The 16,081-nt window shown below is 70.0% G+C and carries 14 protein-coding genes; 8 read left to right on the plus strand and 6 right to left on the minus strand.

The annotated features are described in order from the left end of the window. The first annotated feature begins 34 nt into the window (after positions 1 to 34). Positions 35 to 697 carry a metalloregulator ArsR/SmtB family transcription factor gene (locus tag ABFG95_RS20915; protein ID WP_348994894.1) on the plus strand — a complete coding sequence of 221 codons (663 nt, stop codon included), beginning with the start codon at positions 35 to 37 and terminating at the stop codon, positions 695 to 697. Positions 698 to 740: 43 nt separating this feature from the next. On the opposite strand, the gene oprZ is transcribed toward ABFG95_RS20915, so the two are convergent. The 3 genes from oprZ to ABFG95_RS20930 are packed head-to-tail and all read right to left on the minus strand — an operon-like array spanning position 741 to position 6,463. Beyond that, positions 741 to 2,132: a multidrug efflux RND transporter outer membrane subunit OprZ gene (oprZ, locus tag ABFG95_RS20920; RefSeq protein ID WP_348994895.1), complete on the minus strand. Its 1,392-nt coding sequence runs from the start codon at positions 2,130 to 2,132 to the stop codon at positions 741 to 743. Continuing rightward, positions 2,129 to 5,266, minus strand: a complete 3,138-nt coding sequence (gene axyY / locus ABFG95_RS20925; RefSeq protein WP_175183069.1) for a multidrug efflux RND transporter permease subunit AxyY — start codon at positions 5,264 to 5,266, stop codon at positions 2,129 to 2,131. The genes oprZ and axyY overlap by 4 nt, the downstream gene beginning before the upstream one ends. 6 nt (positions 5,267 to 5,272) lie before the next feature. Further along, the gene (locus ABFG95_RS20930; protein WP_348994896.1) at positions 5,273 to 6,463 is read right to left on the minus strand and encodes a MexX/AxyX family multidrug efflux RND transporter periplasmic adaptor subunit; all 1,191 of its coding nucleotides are present in this window, start codon (positions 6,461 to 6,463) and stop codon (positions 5,273 to 5,275) included. 233 nt (positions 6,464 to 6,696) lie between these two features. Between ABFG95_RS20930 and axyZ the strand changes: the two genes are divergently transcribed. The 7 genes from axyZ to ABFG95_RS20965 all read left to right on the plus strand — a co-directional run bounded on the left by axyZ (position 6,697) and on the right by ABFG95_RS20965 (position 14,595). After that, positions 6,697 to 7,335, plus strand: coding sequence for a multidrug efflux transcriptional repressor AxyZ (gene axyZ, locus ABFG95_RS20935; protein ID WP_059269501.1), 639 nt, complete (start codon positions 6,697 to 6,699; stop codon positions 7,333 to 7,335). Positions 7,336 to 7,418: 83 nt separating this feature from the next. Next, positions 7,419 to 8,315, plus strand: a complete 897-nt coding sequence (locus tag ABFG95_RS20940) for a LysR family transcriptional regulator (RefSeq protein ID WP_238907991.1) — start codon at positions 7,419 to 7,421, stop codon at positions 8,313 to 8,315. Between the two features lie 244 nt (positions 8,316 to 8,559). Beyond that, positions 8,560 to 10,062, plus strand: coding sequence for an ABC transporter substrate-binding protein (locus ABFG95_RS20945; RefSeq protein ID WP_054419735.1), 1,503 nt, complete (start codon positions 8,560 to 8,562; stop codon positions 10,060 to 10,062). A 96-nt stretch (positions 10,063 to 10,158) separates the two neighbouring features. Further along, a complete protein-coding gene (locus tag ABFG95_RS20950; RefSeq protein ID WP_348996055.1) occupies positions 10,159 to 11,958 on the plus strand; it encodes a gamma-glutamyltransferase family protein in 1,800 nt (599 codons plus the stop codon). Between the two features lie 76 nt (positions 11,959 to 12,034). After that, positions 12,035 to 13,006, plus strand: coding sequence for a diacylglycerol kinase family protein (locus ABFG95_RS20955; RefSeq protein WP_348994897.1), 972 nt, complete (start codon positions 12,035 to 12,037; stop codon positions 13,004 to 13,006). Continuing rightward, positions 13,003 to 13,797, plus strand: a complete 795-nt coding sequence (locus tag ABFG95_RS20960; protein ID WP_100505139.1) for a metallophosphoesterase — start codon at positions 13,003 to 13,005, stop codon at positions 13,795 to 13,797. Before ABFG95_RS20955 ends, ABFG95_RS20960 begins: the two co-directional genes overlap by 4 nt. 30 nt (positions 13,798 to 13,827) lie before the next feature. Further along, a complete protein-coding gene (locus ABFG95_RS20965) occupies positions 13,828 to 14,595 on the plus strand; it encodes a phosphatase PAP2 family protein (protein WP_278993207.1) in 768 nt (255 codons plus the stop codon). Here ABFG95_RS20965 and ABFG95_RS20970 read toward each other — a convergent pair. Genes ABFG95_RS20970 through ABFG95_RS20980 form a run of 3 tightly spaced genes read right to left on the minus strand, consistent with a single transcriptional unit; the run spans position 14,566 to position 16,054 of the window. Beyond that, positions 14,566 to 15,000: an NAD(P)-binding domain-containing protein gene (locus ABFG95_RS20970; protein WP_063584803.1), complete on the minus strand. Its 435-nt coding sequence runs from the start codon at positions 14,998 to 15,000 to the stop codon at positions 14,566 to 14,568. The genes ABFG95_RS20965 and ABFG95_RS20970 overlap by 30 nt on opposite strands. Further along, complete coding sequence (locus tag ABFG95_RS20975) at positions 14,997 to 15,443, minus strand: PaaI family thioesterase (protein WP_278993205.1); 447 nt, start codon at positions 15,441 to 15,443, stop codon at positions 14,997 to 14,999. The genes ABFG95_RS20970 and ABFG95_RS20975 overlap by 4 nt, the downstream gene beginning before the upstream one ends. After that, entirely contained in the window at positions 15,440 to 16,054 is a 615-nt protein-coding gene (locus ABFG95_RS20980; protein WP_063581981.1) for a TetR/AcrR family transcriptional regulator, read from the minus strand. Before ABFG95_RS20980 ends, ABFG95_RS20975 begins: the two co-directional genes overlap by 4 nt. Positions 16,055 to 16,081 lie beyond the last annotated feature (27 nt).

The raw sequence follows: 16,081 nt of genomic DNA on the forward strand, positions 1-16,081 counted from the left end.
GCACCATAAGGGCCTGGCGCCTTTCCGACCTTCCATGTCCGACGATACCCTGTCCCATCCCATTTCCTGGCAACCGCACCAGCCGGCGGACCGCGTGCTCATGACGCTCAAGACGCGCGGGCCGCAGTCGGTGGCGGTCATCGCCAAGGCGCTCGAGGTCACGGCCGAGGCGGTGCGCCAGCAGATGGCGCGCCTGCACGCGGACGGCCTGGTGGATTCGGAAAGCCGCAGCGCGGGGCGCGGCCGGCCCACGCAGATCTGGTTCCTGACCGACGCCGGCCAGCGCCGCTTCCCCGACACGCACGCCGACATGACGGTGCAGATGATCAACGCCGTGCGCCAGGTGTTCGGCGACGACGGCGTTGACAAGCTGATTGCGGTGCGCGAGGCCGCCATGCTGGCGACCTACCGGCAGGCGCTGGAAGGCGCCCGCGATCTGCCGCGGCGGCTCGAATGCCTGGCGCGGGTGCGTTCGGCCGAGGGCTACATGGCCGAGATGCGCCGCGACGGCGACGACTTCCTGTTCATCGAGAACCACTGTCCCATCTGTGCGGCGGCCCAGGCCTGCATGGGCTTTTGCCGCAGCGAGCTGGAACTGTTCCGACAAGTGCTGGGCGAAGGCGTGCGGGTCGAGCGCGAAGAGCACATCCTGCTGGGCGCGCGCCGCTGCGCCTACCGCGTCAGCGCGCGCGCCTGATCCTTCCCGCCGACGTACCCCGTAGCGTGAGGGCCGGGCCGCGTCAGGACGCCGGCGATGCGCCGTCGTCCCATCCCCCCAGCGCCTTGTACAGATCCACCGCATTGACCAGCCGGCGCTGCTGCAGCCGGATGTACTCCTGCTCGGATTCGAACAGGCTGCGCTGGGCCTCCAGCGTCTCCAGGTAGTTCGCCACCCCGCGCGCATAGCGCCGCTCGGCCAGCCGCTGGCGCTCGCGGTCGGCGTCGCGCACCTTGCGCTGGGCCTCGATCTGGTCGCGCAGCGCGTCGCGCGCCGACAGGGCGTCGGCCACGTCGCGGAACGCCGCCTGGATGCTGCCCTCGTACTGCGCCACCGCGATGTGCTTGCGGGTCTCGGCCAGCGACAGGTTGGCGCGGTTGCGGCCGGCGTTGAAGATCGGCAGCGTCAGGCGCGGCGCGAAGCTCCAGCCGCCGGTGCCGCCGCTGAACAGGTCCGAGAAGCGGTCGGCGGTGGTGCCGATGTCGGTGGTCAGCTGCACCGACGGGAAGAATGCCGCGCGCGCCGCGCCGATGTCGGCATTGGCCGCGCGCAGCGCCTGTTCCGCCTGGCGCAGATCGGGGCGGCGCGTCAGCAGCTCGGACGGCAGGCCGGCCGCCAGCGGCGTCAGGCTCTGGCTCTCCAGCGGCGCCGGATCGACGCCGAGCGGCAGCGCGAAATCGCCCGCCAGCAGGCCCAGCGCATGCCGCGCGAGGTTGGCCTCGCGGGTCAGCTCGGCGCGCGTGGCGCGCGAGCTTTCGACCAGCATCTGCGCGGTGCGCAGGCCGATGGCGGTCTCCAGTCCGGCGTCGTAGCGGCGCTGGGTCAGCTTGAGCGAGGTCTCGCGCAGCGCCAGCGTGTCGTCGGTCAGGCGCAGTTGCTCGGCCAGCGAACGCTGGTTGAAGTAGGCCGTCGCCGTCTCTGCCACCAGCGCCAGCGTGGCGGCGCGGTGCGCCTCCTCGCTGGCCAGGTAGCGCGCCAGCGCGGCATCCGACAGGCTCCGCACCCGGCCGAAGAAATCCAGTTCGAAGGCGGTAATGCCGACGGCGGCGCGATAACGGCTGGACACCGCCGTGCCGGACTGGCCCGGTTCGGTGGCGCGGCCGCGGCTGAATTCGCCGCTGGCGTCGATCGATGGCAGGCGTTCCGATTGCTGCACGCCGTACAGCGCGCGCGCCTCCTCGATGCGCAATGCCGCCACCCGCAGGTCGCGGTTGTTGGCCAGCGCGGCCGTGATCCAGGCCTGCAGCGCCGGGTCGTTGAAATAGGCGCGCCAGTCCTGTGGCGCGGCCGCCTGGCCGGGCTGCGCCGGCGTGTCGTATTGCGCCGGCACCGGCGCCGCGGGGCGCTCATGGGTGGGCGCCAGCGAGCAGCCGGACAGCGCCAGCGCCAGCAGGGTCATTGCCACGGGTTTCATGGCGTCGTCTCCAGCGATTCGCGGCCCTCGGGGCGCGCGGGGCGGGCGCGCATGCCGACCATGCGCCCCACGATAAGAAAGAACAGCGGCACCAGGAACACCGCCAGCACGGTCGCGGTAATGATCCCGCCCAGCACGCCGGTGCCGATGGCGGCCTGCGCGCCGGAGGCGGCGCCGCTGGCCAGCGCCAGCGGCAGCACGCCCACGCCGAAGGCCAGCGAGGTCATCACGATCGGCCGCAGCCGCAGCCGCGCGGCTTCCAGCGTGGCGGACAGGATGCCCTGGCCATCGCGCACCAGGTCCTTGGCCACTTCCACGATCAGGATCGCGTTCTTGGCCGACAGGCCGATGGTGGCGATCAGGCCGACCTTGAAGTAGATGTCATTGGGCATGCCGCGCACGGTCACGCCCAGCAGCGCGCCGATCACGCCCAGCGGCACCACCAGGATCACCGCCAGCGGAATCGACCAGCTCTCATACAGGGCCGCCAGCGCCAGGAACACGATCAGCACCGACAGCGCGAACAACACCGGCGCCTGGTTGCCGGACAGCCGCTCTTCGTATGACTGGCCCGACCAGTCGAAGCCGATGCCGCGCGGCAGCTCGGCCGCCAGCGCCTCCATGGCGCGCATGGCCTCGCCGCTGCTGTGGCCCGGCGCCGCCGAGCCGTTGATGGTGAACGACGGGAAGCCGTTGTAGCGGTTCAGCTGCGGCGGCCCCATCGACCACTTCAGCGTGGCGAACGCCGACAGCGGCACCATCTGGCCTTGCAGGTTGCGCACGTGCAGGCGCGAGATGTCATCCACGTCCACGCGGCGCTTGCCGTCGGCCTGCACCGTCACGCGCCGCACCTGGCCGTTGAGCATGAAGTCGCCGATGTAGTCCGAGCCATACATCACCGCCAGCGCGGTGTTGATCTCGTCGATCGGCACGCCCATGGCCTGCGCCTTGTCACGGTCGATGCGCAACTGCAGCTGCGGCGCCTCTTCCTGGCCGGCGAACACCACGTCCGTCAGCGCCGGATGCTCGGCCGCCGCCGCCAGCAGTTTTCGCCGCGCCTGCGTCAAGGCCTCATAGCCCAGGCCGCCGCGGTCCTGCAGCCGGAAGTCGAAGCCCGAGGTCGAGCCCAGGTCCGGCAGCGGCGGCGAGTTCAGCGCGAACACCATCAGGTTCTTGCGGTCGGCAAAGGCCTCGTTGATGCGCTTGACCACCGCATCGACGTGCAGCGAGGCATCGCGCCGCGCCTTCCAGTCCTTGAGCGTGACGAAGAACATGGCCGAGTTCGGGCCGCTGCCGTACTGGCTGAAGCCGTTGACCGAATACACGTACTGTACCGGCTCGTGTTCCATCATGTAGCGCTCGACGTCCTTGACCACGGCCATGGTCTCGGCCTGCGGCGAACCTTGCGGCAGGATCACCATGGCCATGAAGCTGCCCTGGTCCTCGTCCGGCAGGAACGACGACGGCAGGCGCGCGAACAGCAGCGCCGCCACGCCGATCACCAGCGCGTAGGCCAGCCCGAAGCGCGCCGGCCGCGCCAGCACGCCGGCCACGCGCGCCGTATAGCGCGTGGTCAGGCGCGCGAAGGCGCGGTTGAACCAGCCGAAGAAGCCGCGCTTCTCGTGGTGGCCCGCCGGGATCGGTTTCAACAGGCTGGCGCACAGCGCCGGCGTCAGCGACAGCGCCAGGAAGGCCGAGAAGGCGATCGACACCGCCAGCGTCACGGCGAACTGGCGGTAGATGTTGCCCACCGCGCCGTCGAAGAACGCCATCGGCACGAACACCGACACCAGCACCACGGTGATGCCGACGATGGCGCCGCTGATCTGGCCCATGGCCTTGACCGTGGCGTCATGCGGCGACAGGCCTTCCTCGGCCATGATGCGCTCGACGTTCTCGACCACCACGATGGCGTCGTCCACCAGGATGCCGATGGCCAGCACCATGCCGAACATCGTCAGCACGTTGATCGAATAGCCCAGTCCCAGCATCACCCCCAGCGTGCCCAGCAGCGCCACCGGCACCACCAGCGTCGGGATCAGCGTGGCGCGCAGGTTCTGCATGAACAGGTACATCACGCAGAACACCAGCGCCACCGCCTCCAGCAGCGTCATCAGCACCTTCTGGATCGAGATCTCGACGAAGGTGGAGGTCTCGTACGGGATGTCCCAGCTCACGCCCGGCGGGAAATACTGCGCCAGTTCGCGCATGGTTTCGCGGATGCGGCGGGTGGTCTCGACCGCGTTGGAGCCGGGCGCCAGCTTGATGCCCAGGCCGGTGCCCGTCATGCCGTTGACGCGCGACAGGTACATGTAGTCGGTGCCGCCCAGCTCCACCCGCGCCACGTCCTTCAGGCGCAGCGTGGCGCCGCCCGGCAGCGCCCGCAACGGGATGTTGGCGAACTGTTCCGGCGTGTGCAGCGATTCCCCCGCCACGATGCTGGCGTTCAGCGGCGCGTCCTTCGGCACGGCCTGGTTGCCCAGTTCGCCGATGGTGACGCGCGCGTTGTGGCTGCGCAGGGCCGAGACGATGTCGCCCGGCGTCAGCGACAGGGCGGTGAGCCTGGCCGGGTCCGGCCAGATGCGCATCGCCGCTTCCGCGCCGAACAACTGCACCTTGCCCACGCCCTCGACCCGCCGCAGTGCCTGCAGCACATTGGAGGCCGCCAGTTCGCCCAGCTGCATGTCATCGAGGCTGCCGTCGGACTTCAACGACACCACCAGCTGGATGTTGTCCGCCGCCTTCTCTACGCGCACGCCGTCGCGCCGCACGGATTCCGGCAGGCGCGGCTCGACCGCCTTCAGGCGGTTCTGCACTTCCACCGCCGCGATGTCGGGGTTGGTGCCTTGCTTGAAGGTCAGGTTGATGCTGGCCCAGCCGGTCGAATCGCTGCTGGACGAGGTGTACATCAGCCCCGGGGCGCCGTTCATCTCGCGTTCGATGATGGCGGTGACGGCTTCCTCGACCACCTTGGCCGAGGCGCCGGGATAGCTGGCGCCGATGTTGACGACGGGCGGAGCGATGTCCGGATACTGCGCCACCGGCAGCGCGCGGATCGACAACAGGCCGATCAGCGCGATCAGCAGCGAGATCACCCACGCGAAAACGGGGCGATCGATAAAGAAACGCGCCATGGCGGTTTACCTTTTTTCGTTATTTCCCGCGGTCGCCGCGGGTGCGGTCGCCGCGGGCGCGCTCGGCGCGGTCCGCTCGACCGGTTTGATTTTCTGGCCGGGGGCCAACTGCGCGGCGTTTTCCACCACCACGCGCTCACCGCCTTTCAGGCCTTCTGTGACGACCCAATTCGGGCCCAGCAGACGATGCGCGGCCACTGGCGCACTGCGCAGTTCGCCGTCGTCGCCAGCCACCAGCAGGTGGGCGCCGTCGGCATTGCGCAGCAGGGCGTCGCGCGGCACCAGGTAGGTGTCGCGGTTGACGGCCTGCTCCAGACGCACTCGCACATACATGCCCGGCAGCAGCGCGCGGTCCGGGTTGTCGAATAGCGCGCGCATGGTCACGTTGTCGGTGCCGGGATCGACCGCCAGGTCGGCGAACGACAGCGTGCCGTCCTGGCCGTACTCGGAACCGTCCGGCAGCAGCAGGCGCACCCGCATCTTGTCGGGCGCGACGCCTTCCACGGCCCCGGCGCGGATCTGCTTCTGCAACTGCATGACCTCAGCCGCGGGTTGGGCGAAATTGACGTAGATCGGGTCGAGCTGCTGCACCACCGTCAGCGGGGTGGCCTGGCCTTCGCCCACCAGCGCGCCCTCGGTGACCAGCGCGCGGCGCGCGCGGCCGTCGATCGGCGAGGTGACCCGGGCGTATTCCAGCCGCAGCCTGGCGCTTTGCAGGTTGGCCTTGGCCAGCGCTACTTCGGCGCGGGCCTGGCGTTCCTCGGCCACGCTTTCGGCGTGGTCGCGTTCGCTGATGGCGCGGTCGGACACCAGGTCGGCGTAGCGGCGCAGCTTGTCGGCGGCGGCGGACAGGTTGGCCTGGGCGCGCGCCAGCGAGGCGGCCTCGGAATCGTAGGCGGCCTGCAGCGGCGCCGGGTCGATCTGGAACAGCGGCGTGCCGCGCGCCACTTCCTGGCCTTCTTCATACAGGCGGCGGGTGACGATGCCGGCCACGCGGGCGCGGACCTCGGCCTCGCGGTAGGGCTCCAGCCGGCCAGGCAGTTCGCTGGCCACGGAAGTGGGCGTGGCCCGGGCCACGATGACGCCGATTTCGGCGGGGACGTTGGCGGCTGCAGGAGGCTCCTGCTTCGAGCATGCGGAAACGAGAACCAATACGGATGCGAATGCGAGCGTTCTGAAGGGAACTTGGTGCGTCATTTTCTAAAAATTATTGTTGGGCGCCCGTTGCGGGCGAGAGAGGGAAAGTCGCGGGTTTTCCCTGTGGGGTCCGCAGTCTATCATTTAATCCGTCATGCTTGATTAATTGTTTTGTTCGAAAGTATGCTGGCGGCTGCACACTTCTTCACAGTGCGCAGACGGCGGCCCCCGCAAGGCGGGCCGCCGTTTTCATATCCATCCCTTCAACCCATTTTCCACAAGGAGATCCCTGTATGGCCCGCAAGACGAAAGAAGAATCCCAACGCACCCGCGACCGCATCCTGGACGCCGCCGAACACGTGTTCCTGTCCAAGGGCGTGGCCAGCACCACCATGAGCGATATCGCCGATTTCGCGGGCGTGTCCCGGGGCGCCGTCTACGGCCATTACAAGAACAAGATCGATGTCTGCATCGCCATGTGCGACCGGGCGCTGGGCGAGGCGGTGTCGCTGACGCGGGTCTCGACCGATGGCGCGGCGCTGGAAGCGCTGTACGCCTCGATGCGTCAGTACGTGCAGATCTACGCGGAGGAAGGCTCGGTGCAGCGCGTGCTGGAAATTCTCTACCTGAAATGCGAGCGCAGCGACGAGAACGCGCCCCTCCTGCGCCGCCGCGACCTGTGGGAACGCCACGCCCTGCGCACGTCTGAAAAACTGCTGCGCGCCGCCGTCAGCCGCGAGGACCTGCCGCCCGCGCTCGACGTGCGCCTGTCCAATGTCTACCTGCACTCCCTGATCGAAGGGGTGTTCGGCACCATCTGTTGGTCCGATCGTCTCAAGGGCGATATCTGGCCGCGCGTCGAGCGCATGCTCCGTGCCGCCATCGATACCCTGCGGCTGTCGCCGCAACTGCGCTTGCCGCAGGCCGCCTGACCCCGTCGACGCGGACGCCGCCGTCACGGCCGTCCGCGTGGCCATGCCGCGCCGGGGGCGCCGCGCGCCCCTACAATCCGGGCATGACCCTCAAGCAACTCGAAGCCTTCTACTGGGCCGCCACCTGCGTCAGTTTCGCCGTGGCGGCCGAGCGCCTGCACCTGTCGGTGTCGTCGCTGTCCAAGCGCATCGCCGAACTCGAGGACGCGCTGGGCCAGCCGCTGTTCGACCGCAGCGGCCACAAGGCGGTCCTGACCGACGCCGGCCAGCGGCTGCTGCCGCAGGCGCGCGACCTGCTGGCCGCCGCCGACCGGATCCGCGCCTCGCTGGCCGAGACGCCCGGCCTGCGCGGCCGATGCCGTTTCGGCGTGGGCGAACTGACCGCGCTGACCTGGCTGCCGCGCCTGATCGGCGTGGTGCGCGCCGCCTATCCCGACCTGGTGCTGGAACCCTACGTCGATATCGGCCAGGTGCTGGAGCAGCGCGTCGCCGACGGCGAGCTGGACTTCGCGGTCATCGCCGGACGTTCATCGCGTCCCGGCATCGCCTCCGCGCCGATCGGAGAAGCCGCGTTCGCCTGGGTCGCGGCGCCGGCCGTGCTCGCGGGCGACACCCGCCTGACGCCGGCATTGCTGGCGCGGCTGCCGCTGGTGACCTTGCCCGCGGGCGCCGGCACCACCCGCATCATCGACGACTGGCTGGCCGGACGCGACGCGGCGGGCGAACGCCTGTGCTGCAACAACTGGGGCGCCATCGCCGGCCTGCTGATCGAAGGCACCGGGGTCGGGCTGCTGCCGCGCCATTGGGCCCAGGCGCTGCAGGCCGAGGGCAGCCTGCGCGTGCTGCACTGCGATCCCGAACCGGCGGCGCTGCCGTATTCCTTCCAGTACCGCCGCGACGATGCCCGGCCGCTGGTCGCCAGGCTGCGCGAGTCGGTGCGGGCGGCGGTGGATTTCTCGGCGCCGTGCCGGCTGCCCTGAGGCATTGACGGCCGGGAATGCGTTCCCGCGTCCGCAAGGCGGTCGTCTGGCGCGTGGTTCGAGCGCCTGACTGCCGCCGCTCTATACAATCGCCGCGCGCCTGGCGCAGAATCCAACAAGAACGTGCGCAACGGGGGGATGGGCCCGGCGATGCAGCACGGCTCGGGGTCTGTTCCCTCACCGCCAGGCGGCGCGCCGTCCGGCGCGGGGGGAAGCAGGCCGCCTGAATCGACGGAGATCATTCATGCGTAAACTCTGCCTCGCCATGGCCATGGCGGGAATGCTGGCCAGCGGGCTGGCCCAAGCCCAGTCGACCCTGCGGGTCGGCCTGCAGGACGACCCGGACGTGCTCGATCCGACCCGCGCCCGCACCTTTGTGGGCCGCATCGTGTTCGCCTCGCTGTGCGACAAGCTGGTCGACATCACGCCGGACCTGAAGTTCGTGCCTCAGTTGGCGCAGTCCTGGAGCACCAGCCCGGACAACAAGACGCTGACCTTCAAGCTGCGCACCGATGCCGTGTTCCATGACGGCACGCCGATCGACGCCGCCGCGGTCAAGGCCAACCTGGATCGCGCCCGCACGCTGCCCGACAGCAACCGCAAGAGCGAGCTGGCCACCGTGGCCAGCGTCGACGCGCCGGACGCCAGCACCGTGGTGCTGCACCTGTCCGAGCCCGACGCCTCGCTGCTGTCGCAGCTGTCCGACCGCGCCGGCATGATGATCTCGCCCGCCTCGTTCGACAAGGATCCCGGCGGCAAGCCGGTATGCTCGGGCCCGTACCAGTTCAAGGAACGGGTGCAGAACGACCGCATCGTGCTGGAGAAATTTCCCAAGTATTGGGACGCCGCCAACTATCACTTCGACCGTGTCGTCTTCACGCCGATCCCCGACAACACCGTGCGCCTGAATAACCTGCGCGCCGGCGACCTCGACATCATCGAGCGCGTGGCGCCCAGCGACGCCAAGGCGGTCAAGGACGACGCCAACCTGCGCCTGGCCCCCGTCACGGGCCTGGGCTTCCAGTCGATCTCGGTCAACCTGGGCAATGGCGCGCGCGCCAACAACCCGCTGGCCAAGGACAAGCGCGTGCGCCAGGCGCTCGACCTGGCCATCGACCGCGACGTGCTCAACCAGGTCATCGGCGAAGGCCAGTACCAGCCGGCCTACCAGCCGTTCCCGCCGGCCAGCTTCGCCTACAACAAGTCGTTCGAGCACGCCGGCCGCGATCCCAAGAAGGCCCAGGCCCTGCTCAAGGAAGCGGGTTTCGACCGCGTCAAGTTCGAGATCACCTTCGGCAACAACACCACCATGCAGCAGGTGTTCGAGCTGGTGCAGGCCATGGGCGCCGAAGCCGGTTTCGACATCACCCTGCGTCCGGTCGAATTCGCCTCGCTGCAATCGTCGCTGGCCCGCGGCGATTTCGAAGTCGGGCAGAGCGGCTGGTCGGGCCGGGTCGATCCCAGCGGCAACATCCACCAGTACCTGAGCTGCAAGGGCAACCTGAATGACGGCAAGTTCTGCGACGCGCAGGCCGACAAGTTGCTCGGCGAGGCTCGCGCCGAGCCGGATACCGCCAAGCGCCGCGCCCTGTACGACCAGGTGCTGTCGGTGATGCAGGAGCAGCGTCCCATCATCTACCTGTTCTACCTGCCGTGGACCTTCGGCACGCAGAAGAAACTGGAAGGCTTCGTGCCGTATCCCGATGGCCTGATCCGCCTGAAGGGCGTCAGCCTCGCCAGGAAGTAGGCATCGAGCCAGACGCGGGACCCGGTGGCGGGTCCCGTTTTTACTTGTCTCTCGCGGCCGCCGGCCTCGCGCCGTCCGCAACAGGATCGCACCATGATGTTTACGACTCGCCCGGAAATCCTCGGCACCTTCGGTGTCGTGACCTCCACCCATTGGCTGGCCAGCTCGGCCGGCATGTCGCTGCTGGAGCGCGGCGGCAACGCCTTCGACGCCTGTGTCGCCGCGGCCTTCGTGCTGCAGGTGGTCGAACCCCACCTGGTCGGCCCGGCCGGCGAAGTGCCGGCGGTGTTCTATTCCGCCCGCACCGGCCGCGTCGACGTGCTGTGCGGCCAGGGCACCACGCCCGCCGCCGCCACCCTCGAGCGCTACCGCGCCGAAGGCCTCGGTCTGATCCCTGGCAACGGTCTGCTGGCCACCGTGATCCCCGGCGCGTTCGACGCCTGGATGCAGTTGCTGCGCGACCACGGCACGATGCGCGTGCGCGACGTGCTGGAACCGGCCATTTACTACGCCGAGCACGGCCACGCGCTGATGCCGCGCATCTCCAACACCATCGCCGGCCTGAAGGACTTTTTCCAGGCCCACTGGCCCACCACCGCGCAGGTCTACCTGCCTGGCGGCAACGTGCCCGAGGCCCGCAAGCTGTTCCGCAACCCGGCGCTGGCCGCCACCTGGACCCGCGTGCTGCGGGAAGCGGAACAGGCCGGCGCCGACCGCGAGCGCCAGATCGAGGCCGCCCGCGACGCCTTCTACCGCGGCTTTGTCGCCGAGGCCATCGACAAGTTCGCGCGCGGCACCGAGGTCATGGACGAGAGCGGCCAGCGCCATCGGGGCGTGATCACCGCCGACGACCTGGCCGGCTGGTCCGCCAGCTACGACCAGCCCGCCACCTATGACTACCACGGCTACACCGTGGCCAAGGCAGGCGCCTGGAGCCAGGGGCCGGTGTTCCTGCAGACCCTGGCGCTGCTCAAGGGCATGGACCTGGCCGGCGTCGGCCCGACCAGCGCCGAGTTCGTGCACCGCGTCACCGAGGCCATGAAGCTGGCCTTCGCTGACCGCGAGGCCTACTACGGCGATCCCGCCTTCGTCGACGTGCCGCTGGCCCAATTGCTGTCGGACGACTACAACGACGCGCGCCGCGCGCTCATCGGCGAGCAGGCCTCGCAGGACCTGCGGCCCGGCGTGATTCCCGGCTTCGAGGCGCAGGTGGCGCGGGTGATGGACACGCTGCAGCGCCTGTCCAAGGTGTCGGCCCCCGGCAGCGCGACCAACGAACCGACGCTGGCCGACATGCGCGCCTCGGTCAAGCGCGGCGACACCACCCACGTCGACGTCATCGACCGCTGGGGCAACATGATCTCGGCCACGCCGTCGGGCGGCTGGTTCCAGTCCTCGCCGGTGATCCCGGAACTGGGTTTCGGCCTGAATACCCGCGCCCAGATGTTCTGGCTGGAAGAGGGCCTGCCGGGCACGCTGGCGCCGGGCAAGCGTCCACGCACCACGCTGACGCCGTCGCTGGCGCTGCGCGAGGGCCGGCCCTATCTCGCCTTCGGCACGCCGGGCGGCGACCAGCAGGAGCAATGGCAACTGCTGTTCTTCCTGCGCCACGCGCACCATGGCCTGAACCTGCAGGAAGCCATCGACCTGCCGATGTCGCACACCATGCATTTCCCCACCTCGTTCTACCCGCGCGACCGCAAGCCGGGACACCTGGCGGTGGAAAGCGGCTTCGGAGCCGACACCATTGCCGCGCTGCGCGCCCGCGGCCACCACATCGAGGAAGTGCCGCAATGGTCGGTAGGCCGCCTGACCGCCGCTTCGCGCGACGCCGACGGCCTGCTGCACGCGGCCGCCACGCCGCGCCTGATGCAGGCCTACGCGGTCGGCCGCTGAGCCGCGTGCCGGCGCGCCCGCCCGGCGCGCGCCGGCACGGTTGCGGCGATTTGCCGCCATGGGCTATCTTTTGCCCATGACGCCTATCCAGCAGAGCCCGGCGACCGGGGCTCGTCCCCTCGCGGGACACGAACCTCTCTTCATCGTCCTGAACACCGGCTCCGGGCGCGGCGACGCGCAAGTGCTGCAGGACATCATCCGCCGCGTGCTCGACGAGGCCGGCCGCCGCTTCCAGCTGATGCCGGTCGACGATCCGTCGCGCCTGGTCGCCACCGCCCGCGAGGCCGTGGCCCTGGCGCGCGAGGCCGGCGGCATCGTGGTCGCGGCCGGCGGCGACGGCACGCTCAATGCCGTCGCCGGCCAGGTGCTGGGGCAGGGCGTGCCATTCGGCATCCTGCCGCAAGGCACCTTCAATTACTTCGGCCGCCGCTACGGTATCTCGCAGGACACCGAGGCCGCGCTGCGCGGCCTGCTGGGCGGCGAGCTGCGGCAGGTGCAGGTCGGCCTGCTCAATGGCCGCCTGTTCCTGGTCAACGCCAGCCTCGGCCTCTACCCGCAGTTGCTGGAAGACCGGGAGGCCTACAAGCAACGCTTCGGCCGCAGCCGCCTGGTGGCGCTGTGGTCCGGACTGGTGACGCTGCTGCGCGCGCCGCGCCAGCTCAGCCTGCGCCTGGACTACGAAGGCCGTCCGCGCGACCTGCGTACCCCGACCCTGGTGGTGGGCAACAACCGCCTGCAGCTGGAGCACATCGGCATCGACCCCACCGAGCTCGATCGCAACCGCCTGGTGGCCATGGCCACCAGACCGGTTGGCACGCTGGCGTTGTATGGCCTGCTGCTGCGCGGCCTGTTCAGCCGCCTCGGCGATGCCGAGCACGTCGTCAGCTTCGCCTTTGATCGCCTGATGGTCTCGATTCGCGGCCGCCGCCGCGTCAAGGTTGCCATGGACGGCGAGATCTCCTGGATGGACACCCCGCTGGAATTCAAGGTGTCCGACACGTCCCTGCCGCTGGTGGTGCCGGTCGATGCCCAAGAGGAGCGCCCATGACGCGCATCCTGCAATTCTCGGACACCCACTTCGGCACCGAGCGCAAGCCGGTGGTCGAGGCCGCGCTGGACCTGGCGCGCGCGCTCGCGCCGGACCTGGTGGTGATCAGCGGCGACATCACCCAGCGCGCCCGCCGCGGCCAGTTCGCCGCCGCCCGCAAGTTCATCGAGCGCCTGTCGCTGCCGGTGCTGGCGGTCCCCGGCAACCATGACATTCCGCTGTTCAATGTGTTCGCGCGCGCACTCAACCCCTACGGCAACTACAAGCGCGCGCTCGGCGCGGTGCTCGAACCGGTCTATGAAACCGCCGGCCTGCTGGCCATCGGCGTCAACACCACGCGGCCCCGCCGCCGCAAGGATGGCGAGATCTCCGACGCCCAGATCGCGCGGGTGGCACAGCGGTTGCGCCAGGCCCGGCCCGGCCAGTTGCGAGTAGTGGTGGCGCACCATCCGGTGCGGGCCAAGGTCGAATCCGACCGCTTCAATCTGCTGATCGGGCGCGAACGGGCGCTGGCGGCCTGGGCCCAGGCCGGGGTCGACCTGATCCTCGGCGGCCACATCCATCTGCCCTACGTGTTGCCGGCCAGCGCCGATCCGGCCGTGGCGGCCGGCTGGGCAGTGCAGGCGGGCACCACCTGCTCGCGGCGGGTGCGCGGCAATATTCCCAATTCGGTCAATGTGATCACGCGCGAGGGCGAAGGCGACACCCGGGTCTGTCATGTCGAGCGCTGGGACTACGCCGCCGCCACCCACGCCTTCGCGCCGGTCGACAAGACCCTGGTCGCTGGGTAGGGCGATGCGGACAGTAAGGGAGCCTGCGCGATGACCGACGCCTGCGCGGCCTGGGTTGCTTCCCACGCGCTGCCGCTGTTCCTGTTGTTGCCGCTGTGCGCGGCGGCGCTGGCGGTGGCCCTGGCGCGCGCCTGGGCGCGCGCCACGCCGGCCTGGCGCCTGGCCGGCGTGGCCGGGAGCATGATCCTGGCTGGCGCGCTGTTCCTGGCGCTGGCCGCCGCCGTGACGCGCCCGGGGAGGGTGGTCGAGTTCGACAGCGCCCTGGCCAGCGCGCTCAGCATGTCGATGGGCGATTCCCTGTTGTGGCTGCTGTCCTGGTTCACCACATTGGGCGACCGCGACTTCCTGGCCGTGATCGCGGTGCTGATGACCGCCACGCTGCTGGCGCGGCGCCAATGGGGGCTGGCGGCCTTCTGCGCGGCCGCCACCGCGGGCGGCGGCCTGCTCAACCGTCTGCTCAAGCACGCCTTCGAGCGCGTGCGGCCCGAGCACGACCATGGTTTCGTCACCGCGCTGGGCTGGAGCTTTCCCAGCGGCCACGCGTCGGCCGCGATGGCGGTCTACGGCGCCGCCTGCTACCTGGCCTGGCGCCTGGCGCCGGCCTCGTGGCGCTTGCCCGGCGTGGCCCTGGCGGCGGCGCTGGTGATGGCGATCGGCCTGAGCCGCGTGCTGTTGCAGGTGCATTTCGCCAGCGACGTGGTGGCGGGCTTCGCCATCAGTTTCGTCTGGCTGGCGCTGTGCGTGGTCGCGGCCGAACGCCTGGGCGGCTCAGCGCGGCGCGATCAGGGCATTCAATAGCCGCGCATCCGGCCCGGCGCCGGCCATTGGCCGCAGCGGCGCGCAGGCGTAGCGTCCGCCGGCGGTGGCGATCGCCTGGTCCAGCCGGCGCGCCCGCTCGGGCGGCGGCGGCTCCAGGTCGACGATCAGCTTGCCCGCCACCGGCGCGGTGACCTCGCCGTCGCTGAAGCGCTCAAGGGTCCGGTCGATTTCGCGTTCGCGCGGCAGGGCCAGCACGATGGTGTCGGACTCCGCCAGCGCTTCGCGCGCCGAGGTTGCCAGGGTGGCGCTGCCGCGGAAGTCCTCGCAGCGGTCCGGGTCGATGTCGTAGACCGTCAGGGCGATGTCCGGCTCGGCCGCGAGCAGCCGCCGCGCCGCCTGGGTGCCGGTGCGGCCCATGCCGACGATGCTGATGCGCAGGCTCATGGCTTCGGCACCGACCAGGTGCTGACGATATGGGCCAGCGGCTCATCCGAACCCGTGGCGGTCAGGGTGACCTCGCCCGCGGACAGGCGGCCCACCTTGAGCAGCCGCGCCTCGGCGTGGATGGCGCCGGCCGGGCTCTTGCGCAGGAAGTTGATGGTCAGGCTGGCGGTCACCGCGTGGGCCTGGCCGGTGGCGCCGACCACGGCCGCGTACATGGCCAGGTCGGCCAGCCCCATCAGCATCGGGCCGGCGACGATGCCGCCGAGCCGCTGGTGGCTGTCGCGGGCGGGCAGCACGGCCAGCGCGGTGCCGCGGCCGATGCGCTCCACTTCGATTCCCAGCAGTAGCGAAAACGGATGCTGCTCGGCCAGCAGCTGGCGGAAATCGGCCAGGCTGATCAGCGGCGCGTCGGTGTCGGCGCAGGGCAGGGTCGTGGCGGTCATCGTTGTTCCAGCGCGTGGCAGTAGTGATCCAACAGGACGTCGGCCTGCTGGCCCAGGGATTTCAGGCGGCGGGTGTGCAACAGCAACAGCAGCCCGATCAGATAGGTGAAGACATTCATCTGCTCGACCCGCGCGGTCTCGGCCGTCCAGGACTTGGTGCGGACCAGGGCCTGGCCTAGCACGTCGACGCACTGCCGCAGCCGGCCGTTGAGCCGCTCGTCCATGTCGCGCCCCAGCCCGCGCGGCCCCAGCCCCTGGAACAGGTACAGCCCCAGCGAGAAATCAGTGCGGCGCTCGGCGTAGTAGCCGAAAAAGGCCAGGATGGCCTGGCGCGCGGCCGACTCGGGGGCGCCGCCCGAGGTCGCGCCCAGCAAGTGGGTGTGCAGGCGCTGCAGCGATTCGTCCAGCAAGGCGCCGTACAGCGCCTCCTTGCCCGCGAACCAGGGGTAGATCGCGCCGGTGGTGCAGCCGGCCTCCTTGGCGATGGCGCGCAGCGTGGTTTTTTCCAGCCCGTCGCGCTCGAATACCCGCTGGGCGGCGTCCAGGATCATCTGCCGGCGCAGCGCGCTCAGGCGTTCGTTGCGGTCGCTGCGAGGAGTGACGGTGACCATGGCCAGGGAAGCAAATGAGTGACTATG

It is taken from the genome of Achromobacter sp. HNDS-1 (genome assembly GCF_040084795.1).
Classification (GTDB): Bacteria; Pseudomonadota; Gammaproteobacteria; order Burkholderiales; family Burkholderiaceae_B; genus Achromobacter; species Achromobacter ruhlandii.

Excerpts from the sequence above, each read along its gene's own strand:
- ABFG95_RS20915 (WP_348994894.1), top strand. The coding sequence starts at position 35 with ATGTCCGACGATACCCTGTCCCATCCCATTTCCTGGCAACCGCACCAG.
- oprZ (WP_348994895.1), bottom strand. The coding sequence starts at position 2,132 with ATGAAACCCGTGGCAATGACCCTGCTGGCGCTGGCGCTGTCCGGCTGC.
- axyY (WP_175183069.1), bottom strand. The coding sequence starts at position 5,266 with ATGGCGCGTTTCTTTATCGATCGCCCCGTTTTCGCGTGGGTGATCTCG.
- ABFG95_RS20930 (WP_348994896.1), bottom strand. The coding sequence starts at position 6,463 with ATGACGCACCAAGTTCCCTTCAGAACGCTCGCATTCGCATCCGTATTG.
- axyZ (WP_059269501.1), top strand. The coding sequence starts at position 6,697 with ATGGCCCGCAAGACGAAAGAAGAATCCCAACGCACCCGCGACCGCATC.
- ABFG95_RS20940 (WP_238907991.1), top strand. The coding sequence starts at position 7,419 with ATGACCCTCAAGCAACTCGAAGCCTTCTACTGGGCCGCCACCTGCGTC.
- ABFG95_RS20945 (WP_054419735.1), top strand. The coding sequence starts at position 8,560 with ATGCGTAAACTCTGCCTCGCCATGGCCATGGCGGGAATGCTGGCCAGC.
- ABFG95_RS20950 (WP_348996055.1), top strand. The coding sequence starts at position 10,159 with ATGTTTACGACTCGCCCGGAAATCCTCGGCACCTTCGGTGTCGTGACC.
- ABFG95_RS20955 (WP_348994897.1), top strand. The coding sequence starts at position 12,035 with ATGACGCCTATCCAGCAGAGCCCGGCGACCGGGGCTCGTCCCCTCGCG.
- ABFG95_RS20960 (WP_100505139.1), top strand. The coding sequence starts at position 13,003 with ATGACGCGCATCCTGCAATTCTCGGACACCCACTTCGGCACCGAGCGC.
- ABFG95_RS20965 (WP_278993207.1), top strand. The coding sequence starts at position 13,828 with ATGACCGACGCCTGCGCGGCCTGGGTTGCTTCCCACGCGCTGCCGCTG.
- ABFG95_RS20970 (WP_063584803.1), bottom strand. The coding sequence starts at position 15,000 with ATGAGCCTGCGCATCAGCATCGTCGGCATGGGCCGCACCGGCACCCAG.
- ABFG95_RS20975 (WP_278993205.1), bottom strand. The coding sequence starts at position 15,443 with ATGACCGCCACGACCCTGCCCTGCGCCGACACCGACGCGCCGCTGATC.
- ABFG95_RS20980 (WP_063581981.1), bottom strand. The coding sequence starts at position 16,054 with ATGGTCACCGTCACTCCTCGCAGCGACCGCAACGAACGCCTGAGCGCG.